Below are 13,391 nucleotides of genomic sequence, written 5' to 3' on the forward strand. Positions count from 1 at the left end.
TCTAGCGGGGCAGCATCCGCGCGTCGACCGCTTCTCCATCGACGATGAAGTGCCCGCCCGCCACGTGGTGCAGCGTGCGCAGCTCGTCGTGTCCGTCGAAGTGCCAGCGCCCGTTGGAGAACACCCGCTCGTCGGCCTGCGCGGCGATCACCTCGCCGAGGAACAGGTCGTAGCGCTGCTGGATGGCCGGCTCTGGCAGCAGCCTGCATTCGAGCCACGCGGCGCAGCCTTCGAGCAGCGGCGCATCGATGGCGGTGCCCGCGAAGGTCGAGAGGCCGTAGGCGGCGAACTTGTCCTGCCCCGGCTGATCGGCGATCTCGCGGCCCGACGTGTTGCCCAGCGTCTCCGTCAGGTCGAGCTGCGCGCGCACCGGCACCTGCAGCGCGAAGCTGCCTGCGCCTTCGAGCAGTTCGCGCGTCCAGGTGCTCTTGTCGAGCACCACCGCCACCTTGGGCGGATCGAAGTCCAGCGGCATGGCCCAGGCTGCCGCCATGATGTTGCGCCGGCCGCCGTGCGCGGCGCTCACGAGCACCGTGGGACCGTGGTTCAGCAGGCGGTAGGCCTTGTTCAGTGCGACGGGCTGGCGATGGGTGATGGCGTTCATGGCGGGCGATGGATCAGGACGTGGGTCAGGTCTCGGGCTCTTCCACCGGCACCCGGCGGACGGCGACCGTGCGGATGCGCTGCGCATCGACGTCGGTCACCACGAAATCGTACCCGTCGTGCGTCCAGCGGGCATCGCGCGCGGGAAGCCCGCCGAAGCGCTCCAGCAGCAGGCCCGCGACCGATGTGTAGCTGTCGTCATCGCTGACGAGGCCATGGGTCTGCAGCGCCTGCTCCAGCAGATGCAGGTCGGCGCTGCCGGAGACGGTCCATGCATCGGGCGCGGTCTGCAGGATCTCCAGCGTCTCGTCCTCGTCGGGGAACTCGCCGGCGATGGCCTCCAGCACGTCGATGGGCGTCACCACGCCGCTGAGCGTGCCGTGCTCGTCGCTGACCAGCGCGAGCTGGCCGCGCGCGCCGCGCAGCGTGTCGATGAGGCGGATCGCGGTGGTCGACTCCGGCACGTAGATGGGCGCGCGCAGGCCGGCGCTCTCGTCGATCCGGCCGTTGCGCAGCAGCTGGCCCAGCAGGTCCTTGGCGCGCGCCACGCCCACCACCTCGTCGAGCGAGCCCCGGCACACGGGGAAGATGCCGTGCGGCGTGTCGAGCAGCTGCTCGCGCACCGCCACCGGGTCGTCGTCGAGGTTCACCCACGAGACATCGGCGCGCGGCGTCATCACCGAACGCACGGTGCGCTCGGCCAGCGAGAGCACCCCGCTCACCATGTTGCGCTCCTCGATCGCGAAGGCCGGTTCTTCCTGCGCCTCTGGCGTCGCGTCGGACGCGCCCGCACCGGCGGGCACGGGCTCGCCGCGCACCCTGCCGCCGAGCAGCCGCAGCACCGACTCGGCCGTGCGCTCGCGCAGCGGCCTGCGCGCCTCGTGCTTGAGCGCATTGCGCCGCGCCCACTGGTTCAGCGCCTCGATCATCACTGAGAAGCCGATGGCGCCGTACAGGTAGCCCTTCGGAATGTGGAAGCCCATGCCCTCGGCCACGAGGCTCAGGCCGATCATCAGCAGGAAGCTCAGGCACAGCATCACCACCGTGGGATGCGCGTTGACGAAACGGGTGAGCGGCTTCGAGGCCCACAGCATGATGCCGATGGAGATGACGACCGCCGCCATCATCACCGGCAGGTGGTCGACCATGCCCACCGCGGTGATGACCGCATCGAGCGAGAACACCGCATCGAGCACGACGATCTGCGACACCACCAGCGAGAAGCTCGCGTAGGCCACCGGACCGGTGGCCGTGTGCGCCGCCACGCCTTCGAGCCGCTCGTGCAGCTCCGACGTGGCCTTGAAAAGCAGGAACAGACCGCCCCCCAGCAGGATCAGGTCGCGGCCCGAAAAGCCGTGCCCCCACACGTGGAACAGCGGCGTGGTCAGCGTCACCAGCCACGAGACGATGGACAGCAGCGCCAGCCGCATGATGAGCGCGAGGCTCAGGCCGATGAGCCTGGCCTTGTCGCGCTGGCTTGGCGGCAGCTTCTCCGCGAGGATCGCGATGAAGACGAGGTTGTCGATGCCCAGCACGATCTCCAGGACGACCAGCGTCAGGAGACCGAGCCAGACGGCCGGGTCGGAGAGCAGTTCGATCATGATGGGAGCAAGGAAGAAGCACGCACACCGCTGCAGCGCAACATGCCGCGGCCCATGCCGCAAAGGGGCGGCTCGGGAGGCGACTGGGGAGGCGACTGGGGAGGCGGAGAGCGCAAGAAGGCCGCGTGGATGTCAGCCGCGGCGCCGCTTTGCGGGGAAGAGATGAGGGTTGAAGCGAAGGCGGTGCTGGCGCATGCCAGCGGCCTACTGGGAGGCTCGGAAGAGGAGTTCACCCGCGCAGTTTAGCGAAGGCCCTCCTCGCGACCCTGCCATTTCCGCTTGCATCGGTACGGTCAATACCTTAGGCTGACCCGGCGTCCGCGCGCAGCACCCGAGCCCCGAGCGGGCCGCCGGGCCCGTCTTGCGGGCGTGAAGGAGCCACGCATGCCAAGCCGATCGAACGGCCTCGCGGCCGAAATGGAAGCGGTGCGAACCCTGGCGCTCGTCGGCGCCTCCGCGTCCGGCAAGACCTCCCTTGCAGAGGCCCTGCTGCACGAGGCGGGCGCCATCGGGGCACGCGGCAGCGTGGAGCGCGGCACCACCGTCAGCGACCACGACCCGATCGAGAAGCGAATGCAGCATTCGCTCAATGCGACGCTGATGCACATGGCGCACGGCGGCACCCGCATCCACCTGATCGACACGCCCGGCGGCGCCGACTTCCTGGGCCAGAGCCTGCCCGCGCTGGAGGCCGTGGAAACCGCCGCCATCGTCATCAACGCCGCCGCCGGCATCGAGCCGATGGCGCTGCGCATGATGGACTACGCGGCATCGCGCCACCTCGCGCGCCTCGTGGTCGTCAACAGGATCGACGACCCCGCCGCCGACCTCGCCGGCCTGCTCGCGCAGATCCAGGACACCTTCGGCCGCGAATGCCTGCCGCTGAACCTGCCCGCTTCGGGCGGCACGCGCGTGATCGACTGCTTCTTCAACCGCGAGGGCGAGTCCGACATCGGCGCAGTCGATGCGGCGCATCGCGCGCTGGTCGAACAGGTCGTCGAGGTCGACGCGGCCTTCGTCGAGCGCTACCTGAACGACGGCGACGTGGACGCCGCCGAGCTGCATGCGCCGCTCGAACAGGCGCTGCGCGAAGGCCACCTGATTCCCGTGTGCTTCGTCTCGGCGCGCAGCGGCGCGGGGGCGGCGGAGATGCTCGACATCATCGTCAAGCTGCTGCCCGACCCGAGCGAGGCCAATCCGCCGGACTTCCTGCTGGGCGAAGGCGAGGATGCAAGGCCGATGCACGCCACGCCAGACCCGTCGATGCACGTGCTGGCGCACGTCTTCAAGGTGACGAGCGATCCCTACGTCGGCAAGCTCGGCATCATGCGCGTGCACCAGGGCACCGTCGCGAGCGACAGCCAGCTCTACATCGGCGACGGCCGCAAGCCCTTCAAGGTAGGGCACCTTTTCATGCTCCAGGGCAAGGACCATGTCGAGGTGCCGAGGGCCGTGCCGGGCGACATCGTGGCCGTGGCGAAGGTGGAAGAGCTCCAGTTCGACGACGTGCTGCACGACGCGGCCGAAGACAGCCACGTGCACCTCGCGCCGCTGGCGTTTCCCGTGCCCGTGCACGGGCTGGCCGTGGAGCCCAAACGGCATGGCGACGAGCAGCGCGCATGGGAGATCCTCGGCAAGCTCGCGGCCGAAGACCCCTGCCTGCGCATCGAGCATGTGGCGGCGACCAACGAGACGGTGCTCTACGGCCTGGGCGAACTGCACCTGCGCACCGTGCTCGAACGCCTTCGCGAGGTGTATCGCTTCGAGGTGCAGACGCGCCCGCCGCGCATCGCCTACCGCGAGACCGTGACCGCGCCGGCCGAGGGCCATCACCGCCACAAGAAGCAGACCGGCGGCGCAGGCCAGTTCGGCGAAGTCTTCCTGCGCGTGGAGCCGCTCTCTCGCGGCGACGGCTTCCAGTTCGCCGACGAAGTCAGGGGCGGCGCGATTCCGGGCCAGTTCATTCCCGCCGTCGAGAAAGGCGTGCGCGAGGTGCTCTCGTGCGGCGCCATCGCGGGCTACCCGGTCGTCGACGTGCGCGTGGTGGTCTACGACGGCAAGCACCACAGCGTGGACAGCAAGGACATCGCCTTCGCCACCGCAGGCCGAAAGGCCTTCATGGCCGCGATCCGCGAAGCCAGGCCGGTGGTGCTGGAGCCGATCGTGCAGATCGAGATCGTGGCGCCCGAGCATGCGGTGGGCGACCTGACGAGCGACCTTTCGTCGCGGCGCGGACTGGTCACCGGCACGTCGGCCCTCGGAGCCGGCGCGGCTGCCGTCCGCGGACAGGTGCCCATGGCCGAGCTGGCGAGCTACCAGTCGCGACTCAATGCGATGACGAGCGGACAGGGCCGCTACACGATCGCGCTGTCGCACTACGAGGCCGTGCCGCCGAACGTGCAGCAGGTGCTGATGGGGCAATACCGGGGGCGGGAAGACGATCAGTGAAGCGCCAGTGAGGCCGCGGCGGGTGGCTATACTGCGCCCCGTCACGTCGAACAAGGGCGTGATCGGGATTGGCGTCCCGCTGAAATCACTGCGACGTAAAGCCGCAGTCACCGCGCAGGGTCTGCGGCTTCGTCGTTCGTGCCTCCAGTTTTGGCGGCTCGACGTGCGGGCGCGAGCCCGGCCGGTTTCATGCAAGTGGTTTCCCGGTACGCCAACTCGTCGAGCCGCCGCCCTCAATTGGCGTTGAGCGCAGCGGTGTCAACAAGCCGAAACCACTGGAGGCCTTTGATGGCTGCATCTGCCCGCGCGTCCGCGCACGTCTCTTCATTCCCCCCATCTTCCGAAGCCGCAAGCCTCGAATCGCTCGCGCTGCAGGCCTGCGACGACATCGATGGCCTCCTGGCAGTGCAACGCGCATTCGCGTGCCTTGAAAAGCTCATCGCTCCCCAGCGAACGAGCGAAACCGATGAGGTCTACCCGACCCGCACCGAACTCGGAGCGCTGGTGCGAGTGGTCAACGAGGAGCTGCAGAGGTGCCTGGGAGCGGCAGACGCGACGTTGCAAAGGCTGCGGGCCGGCCTCGCCGAGCGCGTCGTCGACGAACACCCCATGGCGCAACCCGGGTAGTCGCCACCTACAGCCCGCAGCCACCGCTGCCGACAAGGCCCGACTCCACCCGAACCTATGTTGAAGCCTGAACCGACTCACAGCAGACAGAGGACAGGCAGACGGCATGAGCGAAGTCGCCGAACTTTTCGCGCGCGAGTTTCCCGTGTGGCACATGGTGGTGCGGGGCACGGTCGTGTACTGGTTCCTGTTGCTGGTGTTCCGCTTCGTACTGCGGCGCGACATCGGCTCGATGGGCGTGGCCGACCTGCTCTTCGTGGTGCTGGTGGCCGACGCTTCCAGCAATGCGATGCAGGGCGAGTACAAGTCGATCGACGACGGCCTCGTGCTGCTGGCGACGCTGGTGGGCTGGAACTTCGCGCTCGACTGGCTCAGCTATCGCTTCGAGCCGGTCGCCCGCTTCCTCGAGCCGCAGCCGGAGGTGCTCATCCGCGGCGGCCGGCTGAACCGGCGCGCGCTTCGGCGCGAGATGATCACCACGGACGAACTGCGCGGCAAACTCCGTGAGCAAGGCGTGGCGGATTTCTCGGAGGTGCGCGTCGCCCGGCTTGAGAGCGACGGAACGCTGAGCGTTTTCAAGAAGAAGAGCAGCATCAAGAAGCAGAACGAAGGCGGCAGCGAAGACGAGGATCGCCACCAGCCGCCCGAGGCTCCCAGGCCACCGGCCCAATGACGCAATGACGAAGGCGATGCAGTTCTTCGACTGGCTCTTCGGCGAGGGCTCCGCGCTCACCCCGTGGCAGATGGCCGCGCGGGCGCTGGTCGTCTTCTTCTTCGCGCTGGCGATGATCCGCGCATCGGGACGGCGCTCCTTCGGCCAGCAGAGCCCGTTCGACATCTGCATCACCGTGTTGCTGGGCGCAGTGCTCAGCCGCGCAGTGGTCGGCGCCTCGCCCTTCTGGAGCACCATGGCGGCCGGTGCGGCGCTGGTGGCCACGCACCGGCTCGTCGCGCTCGCGGGCAGGCGGTGGCAGGGCTTCGAGGATCTGGTCAACGGCCACAAGATCACGCTGGTGCGCGATGGCAGGCTCGACGAGAAAGCCATGCATCACGCGCTGGTCTCGCGCAAGGACATCGACGAGGCGCTGCGCCAGCAGGGCGGCGGCGTGTCGCTCGACGAAGTCGAATGCGCTGTGCTGGAGCGCGACGGCAAGCTGAGCATCGTCAAGCGACGCTCCTGATTCAGTGTGGCTCGCGCCACGCACGTAAGACAGCACCGACCCACGGCAACGGCGATGGCCTCGTTCGCGCGGGCTTCAGCTGCGAACACTCGGGCCCTGGAATGACATCCATCACTCCAAGGAAAGCCCATGAGCAGCAGCCCCACCTCCGACCCGGCCCGAAGCCTCGAAATGAAGACCCGTCGCGAGTCCGGCAGGGGTTGAGCGGGTGCCTTCCTTCTTTTCGACATGGCAGCACCGCACCGGCCCCGTACCGGGTCCTCCTCCCCTTCGAACGACGCCCTGGCCGTCGAAGCGGCCAATGGCGAGACCGCCCTGCTCATCATCGACATGATCAGCAGCTGGGACTTTCCCGACGCCGAGAAGCTGCTGCCCGCAGCCGTGGCCATCGCTCCTTCCATCGTGGCGCTGAAGCGGCGCTGCAAGGCGCGCGGCGTGCCGGCGATCTACGTCAACGACAACCGCGGCCGATGGCGCTCCGACTTTAATGCGCTGGTCGGCCTCTCGATGCAGAGCGGCGGCCCCGGCGCGGACATCACGGCCAGCCTCGCGCCGGACCACGACGACTACTTCGTGCTGAAGCCGCAGCAGTCCGCTTTCGTCGCGACGCCGCTCGAACAGCTGCTGGGCGTTCTGAAGGCGTGCCGCCTCATCGTGGCGGGCGTGGCCAGCGACCAGTGCGTGATGAGCACGGCCACCGACGCGCGCATGCACGGCTTCGAGGTGGTGCTTCCCAGGGACTGCACCGCCACGCAGACGGCCAGGCGCCACGCGATGCTGCTGGAGCAGTGCGAGACGGTGTTCGGCATCGCGACCACCTCCGGCCCGCGCATCCGCCTGCCGGCCGCGCGATCGCGCAAGCGATAGCTCCTCCATTTCTTTTTCTGTTTCCTTTCCGTTCCCACTTCCGTTTGGAGAAACCCATGACACACCCCATGCAAGCCGCACCGCAACCACCCTTCGACACGCCCCGCCAGACCCCGCCCGGGCTCGAATCGCGGATGGATCCGCCGCCGGACTTCGGCGAGTCGTCCTACGTCGGCTCCGGCAAGCTCATCGGAAAGGCCGCGATCATCACCGGAGGCGACAGCGGCATCGGCCGCGCCGTGGCGCTGGCCTTCGCACGCGAAGGGGCGGATGTGCTGATCTCCTACCTTGCCGAGGAGGAGTCGGACGCGCGCCGCACCGCGGAGCTCATCGAGAAGGAGGGCCGCACCTGCGTCGCCGTGCCGGGCGACATCCGCGACGAACCGCACTGCAGGAAGCTCGTGGACACGGCCATGGAGCGCTTCGGCAAGCTCGACATCCTGGTGAACAACGCGGCCTTCCAGATGGCCCACAAGGACCTCTGCGAGATCACGCCCGAGGAGTTCGACCGCACCTTCCGCACCAACGTCTACGCCAACTTCTTCCTCAGCAAGGCAGCGGCGGCGTGCATGAAGCCGGGCAGCGCCATCATCAGCACTGCATCGGTCAACGCCGACAAGCCCAATGCCACGCTGGTGGCCTACGCCGCGACCAAGGGCGCGATCCAGAACATGTCCGGCGGCATGGCGCAGCTGCTGGCCGAGAAGGGCATCCGCGTGAACTGCGTGGCGCCGGGGCCGTTCTGGACGCCGCTGATCCCCTCGACCCTGCCGCCAGAGAAGGTGAAGGAATTCGGCATGCAGACGCCGATGAAGCGGCCCGGCCAGCCCGCGGAACTGCAGGCGGTGTACGTGCTGCTCGCCTCCGACGAGGCCAGCTACATCTCGGGCGCCACCATTCCGGTGACCGGGGGCGTGCCTTTCATCTGAGCAGCTCGGCAGCCCGGCGAAGCCCACGGCGCTCCAGGTGTCGTCGACGATGGCGTTCTTGCCGTCGGGGCGGGATGGCGCCTGCGAAGGCCGTGGGAACCACTCCCGAAGTTGCAGGCCCGTGTTGCCGTTTGTTGCGCTGAAAGAAATGCACCGCCAGCCGCGTACGCCGCTTTCCTACGCAACGGGGGCAAGGCGAGTTCCATCTTCTGGACTCAAGTTCTTTGTTGATTGCCTGTTTTTCATTTCTCAACCCAAACCATGGAGCCCACGATGCCAACGACCCGTCGCGCCACCCCCGATGCCTGCAGCCTTCTGGATACCGACCACAAGAACGTGAAGAAGCTCTTCACCGCCTACGACGAACTCGCCCACTCCCGCGCCGCGAGCGCAGCCGAGAAGAAGCGCGACCTCGCGATGCAGATCTGCATGGAACTGCAGGTGCATACGCAGCTGGAAGAAGAGATCTTCTATCCGGCGCTGCGCGAGGCCATCAAGGAGGTGGACCTGCTCGACGAGGCGGAGGTGGAACACGCCAGTGCCAAGGAGCTCATCGCGCAGATCCAGGACGCCACCGAGGTCGACGAGAAGTTCGACGCCAAGGTGAAGGTTCTGGGCGAGTACATCGACCACCATGTGAAGGAAGAGCGCAACGAGATCTTCGTGAAGGCCCGCGCGGCCCGCAGCCTCGACCTGCTCGCCATGCGCGAGCAGCTGGCGCAGCGCAAGGAAGAGCTCATGGCGGAGATGGAAGCGATGGCCTGAGGCCGGGCTCTCGCATCTTCCTCCGGGGCAGCCGTCAGCGCTGGGCTGGCGGCTGCCCTTCCTGTGGTGTGGCGCCCGTTTCAGTGCGGCACCCGCCGCAGCTCGCCGCGAGGCCGCTCGCTCGGCCAGACACCCCCGCCTTCTCTCCCCCCAACCTCACACCTCCTTGAGCAGTGCGAGCTGCAGCTTGGATGAACAGCCGCGCCTCGTGTTGCCGTACCCGGGAGAGTCTTCTCGACAGGCGTCCAAGCCGATGTCCGACACGCGAGCCGCAACGCCGTCCTAGCTTGTTCCTTGTGGACGGATAAGTCCGCACCGCAGGAAAGGAACATCCCATGACCGACACAGCGAGAAGACAGCAGGCCAGGAGCGACCGACGCGACAACCAGCGGGTGTTCGTGTTCAGCGTGACGCTGGCCATCGTCGTGATGCTCGGCGCCCTGCTCTATTTCTATGCTGCGGACAAGCGTGGCGAAGGGCCCTCGCACGAGGCCTCGCCGCCGGCCGCGCAGGTGCAGGGCGGCGCGCAGACATCTCCGGCGACGGCACCAGCCGCACCGCCGAAATAGACGGCGCCCAGTCATCAACCCGACCCCATCACCGAGAGGATCGTTATGCAACGTTTCAAGGACCGCGTCGTCATCGTGACCGGCGCAGGCAGCGGCATCGGCGAAGCGACCGCCCGCCGCTTTTCACAGGAGGGCGCGAGCGTGGTGCTCGCGGGCGACACCCTCGACAAGCTCCAGCGCGTCGCGCGCGACCTGCCGAAGGAGCGCACGCTGGTGAAGGTGGCCGACGTCTCCAGCTTCGAACAGGTGCAGGCGCTGGTGGATGCGACCGTCGAGCGCTTCGGCGCGCTGCACGTGCTATTCAACAACGCCGGCATCGCGGTCGAGGGCACGGTCACGCAGCCGCCCCTGGAAGACTGGAACCGGATCATGGCGGTCAACGCCGGCGGCGTGTTCCATGGCTGCCGCGCAGCCATGCCGCACCTGGTGCGCAGCAAGGGCTGCATCGTCAACACCGCCTCGGTCTCGGGCCTGGGCGGCGACTGGGCGATGGGCTTCTACAACGCGTCGAAGGGCGCGATCGTCAATTTCACCAAGGCCCTCGCGCTCGACCACGGCAAGGACGGCGTGCGCGTGAATGCCGTGTGCCCGAGCCTCACCTTCACCCCCATGACCGAGGACATGAAGAGCGACGGCGCGCTGATGGCGAAGTTCGCCGAGCGCATTCCGCTGGGGCGCGGCGCCGACCCTTCGGAGATCGCGGCCGTGGTCGCCTTCCTGGCGAGCGACGACGCGAGCTTCGTCTCGGGCGTCGCGATGCCGGTGGACGGCGGGCTGATGGCATCCAACGGACAGCCCGACATGGGCTGAGGAAGGGCAGGAACATGGCATCGAGCACAGTCGGCGATTTCGTCGTGGAGCGCATGCACCAGTGGGGCGTGCGCCGCATCTATGGCTATCCGGGCGACGGCATCAACGGCATCGTGGGCGCGCTCGACCGCGCGGGCGATGCCATCGAGTTCGTTCAGGCCCGCCACGAGGAACTGGCCGCCTTCATGGCATGCGCGCATGCCAAGTTCTCGGGCGAGGTGGGCGTGTGCCTGGCGACATCGGGGCCGGGTGCCATCCACCTGCTCAACGGCCTCTACGACGCGAAGCTCGACCACCAGCCGGTGGTTGCGCTCGTCGGCCAGCAGAAGCGCAGCGCGCTCGGCGGCGACTACCAGCAGGAGGTGGACCTCATCTCGCTCTTCAAGGACGTGGCCCACGAGTTCGTGCAGATGGCCACCAGCGCCGAGCAGGTGCGCCATCTCATCGACCGGGCGTTCCGCATCGCCCGCGACCGCCGCACCGTGACCTGCGTGATCTTCCCGAACGACGTGCAGGACCTTCCCGCCGTGCCGGTGCCACCGCGCGAGCACGGCACGGTGCACAGCGGCATCGGCACCACCGTGCCGTCGGTGGTGCCGCCGCCCGATGCACTGCAGTACGCGGCGGACATCCTCAACACGGGCAGCAAGGTCGCGATCCTTGCGGGCGCCGGTGCGCTCCATGCGGGCGACGAACTCATCGCCGTGGCCGAGTGCCTGGGCGCCGGCATCGCCAAGGCACTGCTCGGCAAGGCCGCAGTGCCCGACGACCTTCCATTCGTGACCGGCTCCATCGGCGTGCTGGGCACGCGGCCGAGCTCCTGGATGATGGAAGAGTGCGACACGCTGCTGATCGTCGGCTCGTCCTTCCCCTATGCCGAGTTCCTGCCCGAGGAAGGGCAGGCGCGCTGCGTGCAGATCGACACCGACGCACGCGCGCTGGGCCTGCGCTACCCGGCGGAACTGGGCCTCGTGGGCGACAGCGCCGCCACGCTGGCGGCGTTGCTGCCGCTGCTGGAGCGCAGGACCGAATCGCCATGGCGCGCCTCCATCGAAAGCGAAGTCGCGCGCTGGTGGCGCGTGCTCGAGGCGCGCGCGCACGTGCCCGCATCGCCGATCAACCCGCAGCGCGTGTTCTGGGAGCTCTCCCCTCGCCTGCCCGACCACGCGGTGATCACCTGCGACAGCGGCTCGGCCGCCAACTGGTACGCGCGCGACGTCAAGCTGCGCCGCGGCATGAAGGCCAGCCTCTCCGGCGGGCTCGCGACCATGGGTCCGGCGGTTCCGTATGCGATCGCTGCGAAGCACGTGCACCCCGAGCGCCCGGTCGTCGCGCTGCTGGGCGACGGCGCGATGCAGATGAACGGCATCAACGGCCTCATCACCATCGCACGCCTGTGGCGCGACTGGGCCGATCCGCGGCTGGTGGTGATGGTGCTCAACAACCGCGACCTGAACCTGGTGAGCTGGGAACAGCGCGTGCTCGGCGGCGACCCGAAGTTCGATGCCTCGCAGGAGCTGCCCGACTTTCCCTATGCGCGCTTCGCGCAGATGCTGGGGCTGGAAGGCATCCGCGTCGAGAATCCCGACGCCATCGGCGACGCCTGGGATGCGGCCTTCAGGGCCGACAGGCCGGTGCTGCTCGACATGGTGACCGACGCCGCGGTGCCGCCGCTGCCGCCGGACGTCTCGCTGGCACAGGCCAAGGCGTACTTCTCCGCGCTCTGGCAGGGCGACCCCGAGGGCATGCGGACGCTGAAGGCGGTGATGCGGGAGTACTGGGCCAGCTTCACGGCAGGACGCTCGGAGAAGACGACGGCCTGATCGGAGCCTGCAAGGGCCCCCGAGAGGGTCAGGCGGGAAGCGGCTGCGTGCGGGAAGAGTCCTGCTCGTGGCGCTCCACCTGCTCGATCCAGTCGACGCAGCGGCGCTTCAGCAGATCGAGCCCGGTTTCCACGGGGACGCGGGGTTGGCACAGCACCAGCTTGCAGCGGTGCCGGCCATCAAGGGCAACATCGCCCACGGCGGCGAAATTGCCCTCCTCCTGCGTCAGAAGGTAGATCGTGCAGGCCCAGGGTCCGGACCGGCCGTCATAGACAAAGGTACTTCCATCCACGCACACCTCGGTACCCGATACATGCGAGCCACCAGGATCGATGGATTGGCGCGAGCAACGAGCGAACCCACCATACGCGCATCGGCGGGCAGCGCCAAACGGCATTTCGCAGACGGGGTTTCTTGACGCTTGTCCGGTTTCTGGCCGGTTTTCGGGCCTGTGCCAGCCGCCTCAGAGGTGGAATGCAGCCAGTACCCCGACCGCCAGCCCCGCAGCCGCCACCCCGAACATCGCCCGCTCCAGCCACTTGTTCTTCGTCAACAGCGCAATGGCAGCCAGGGCAATGGAAACCTGCAGCACGGTGGTCGCCTGCGCCCACCGATGATGCTGGTGCATCTGCTCATCCGACTGTGCGTCCCACTTGCCCGCCTCGGCCTCCAGCTTCTTCGCCTCGGTCTGGATGTCGGTCTTCTCCTGCTCGTAGCGCGCCACCTTGGCCTGCCAGCCCTGCTTGCGCGCGTCGTCGGTCGCGGTGTCGCGGGCGAACTCGGCGAGGGCCTGCTTGGTGCTCTTCGACTGGAAGTAATTCCACTGGTTCGACGCCTCGGTCTTCTTGATGGCGGCGTTGTTCTTGTAGATGCCCGCGTTGGCCTGCGTGGCGCCGCCCATGTACGCGAAGATGGCGCCGAAGGTGGCGATGACGGCCGTGCACATGGCGATCTTGCTCGTCGTGCTCATGCCGCCGGAGTGCTCCTCTGCCGGAGCCGCGTGATGGCCATCGCCATGACCATGGCCGCCCGATGCGGCGTGTTCGAGTTCGTGATCGTGCGGGCCGTGCACGTGAAAGCCGTGTCCTGACATGGGATCCTTGTTGTAGAGAGATATGGTTTTTCGGGCGCGCGCGAGTATGCCCGTTCGATGAGTCAGCTTCCGGTC

General features: G+C 67.9%; 14 protein-coding genes. 10 read left to right on the forward strand and 4 right to left on the reverse strand.

Annotation, left to right across the window (positions count from 1 at the left end; all coding sequences use genetic code 11):
* Position 1: 1 nt before the first annotated feature.
* Both G369_RS0112455 and G369_RS0112460 read right to left on the reverse strand, forming a co-directional pair.
* Positions 2-604 (reverse strand): flavin reductase family protein, encoded by a 603-nt coding sequence (locus G369_RS0112455; RefSeq protein ID WP_019654335.1) that lies wholly within the window; start codon positions 602-604, stop codon positions 2-4.
* A 25-nt stretch (positions 605-629) separates the two neighbouring features.
* Positions 630-2,201 carry a TerC family protein gene (locus G369_RS0112460; RefSeq protein WP_026346342.1) on the reverse strand — a complete coding sequence of 524 codons (1,572 nt, stop codon included), beginning with the start codon at positions 2,199-2,201 and terminating at the stop codon, positions 630-632.
* Positions 2,202-2,588: 387 nt separating this feature from the next.
* Here G369_RS0112460 and fusA point away from each other — a divergent pair, with 387 nt between their 5' ends.
* The 10 genes from fusA to G369_RS0112515 all read left to right on the forward strand — a co-directional run bounded on the left by fusA (position 2,589) and on the right by G369_RS0112515 (position 12,223).
* Entirely contained in the window at positions 2,589-4,652 is a 2,064-nt protein-coding gene (gene fusA / locus G369_RS0112470; RefSeq protein WP_019654337.1) for an elongation factor G, read from the forward strand.
* Positions 4,653-4,940: 288 nt separating this feature from the next.
* Positions 4,941-5,279 (forward strand): hypothetical protein, encoded by a 339-nt coding sequence (locus G369_RS0112475; protein ID WP_019654338.1) that lies wholly within the window; start codon positions 4,941-4,943, stop codon positions 5,277-5,279.
* Between the two features lie 106 nt (positions 5,280-5,385).
* The gene (locus tag G369_RS0112480; RefSeq protein ID WP_019654339.1) at positions 5,386-5,952 is read left to right on the forward strand and encodes a DUF421 domain-containing protein; all 567 of its coding nucleotides are present in this window, start codon (positions 5,386-5,388) and stop codon (positions 5,950-5,952) included.
* 4 nt (positions 5,953-5,956) lie between these two features.
* On the forward strand, positions 5,957-6,460 hold the full coding sequence (locus G369_RS0112485; RefSeq protein ID WP_019654340.1) for a DUF421 domain-containing protein: 504 nt from the start codon (positions 5,957-5,959) through the stop codon (positions 6,458-6,460).
* Between the two features lie 228 nt (positions 6,461-6,688).
* The gene (locus G369_RS0112490) at positions 6,689-7,327 is read left to right on the forward strand and encodes a cysteine hydrolase family protein (protein ID WP_019654341.1); all 639 of its coding nucleotides are present in this window, start codon (positions 6,689-6,691) and stop codon (positions 7,325-7,327) included.
* Between the two features lie 68 nt (positions 7,328-7,395).
* Positions 7,396-8,256, forward strand: coding sequence for a glucose 1-dehydrogenase (locus tag G369_RS0112495; protein WP_440870403.1), 861 nt, complete (start codon positions 7,396-7,398; stop codon positions 8,254-8,256).
* Between the two features lie 273 nt (positions 8,257-8,529).
* A complete protein-coding gene (locus tag G369_RS0112500) occupies positions 8,530-9,021 on the forward strand; it encodes a hemerythrin domain-containing protein (protein ID WP_020723052.1) in 492 nt (163 codons plus the stop codon).
* A gap of 335 nt (positions 9,022-9,356) precedes the next feature.
* On the forward strand, positions 9,357-9,590 hold the full coding sequence (locus G369_RS0112505; RefSeq protein WP_019654344.1) for a hypothetical protein: 234 nt from the start codon (positions 9,357-9,359) through the stop codon (positions 9,588-9,590).
* A gap of 45 nt (positions 9,591-9,635) precedes the next feature.
* A complete protein-coding gene (gene budC, locus G369_RS0112510) occupies positions 9,636-10,400 on the forward strand; it encodes a meso-2,3-butanediol dehydrogenase (protein WP_019654345.1) in 765 nt (254 codons plus the stop codon).
* A gap of 14 nt (positions 10,401-10,414) precedes the next feature.
* Entirely contained in the window at positions 10,415-12,223 is a 1,809-nt protein-coding gene (locus G369_RS0112515) for a thiamine pyrophosphate-requiring protein (protein WP_019654346.1), read from the forward strand.
* A 28-nt stretch (positions 12,224-12,251) separates the two neighbouring features.
* On the opposite strand, the gene G369_RS0112520 is transcribed toward G369_RS0112515, so the two are convergent.
* On the reverse strand, positions 12,252-12,515 hold the full coding sequence (locus tag G369_RS0112520) for a hypothetical protein (RefSeq protein WP_020723053.1): 264 nt from the start codon (positions 12,513-12,515) through the stop codon (positions 12,252-12,254).
* A gap of 171 nt (positions 12,516-12,686) precedes the next feature.
* Positions 12,687-13,193, reverse strand: a complete 507-nt coding sequence (locus G369_RS0112525) for a DUF4337 domain-containing protein (RefSeq protein ID WP_244164311.1) — start codon at positions 13,191-13,193, stop codon at positions 12,687-12,689.
* Between the last annotated feature and the right edge of the window lie 198 nt (positions 13,194-13,391).

The sequence above is a fragment of the Variovorax atrisoli 110B genome (genome assembly GCF_000382045.1).
Classification (GTDB): domain Bacteria; phylum Pseudomonadota; class Gammaproteobacteria; order Burkholderiales; family Burkholderiaceae_C; genus Variovorax; species Variovorax atrisoli.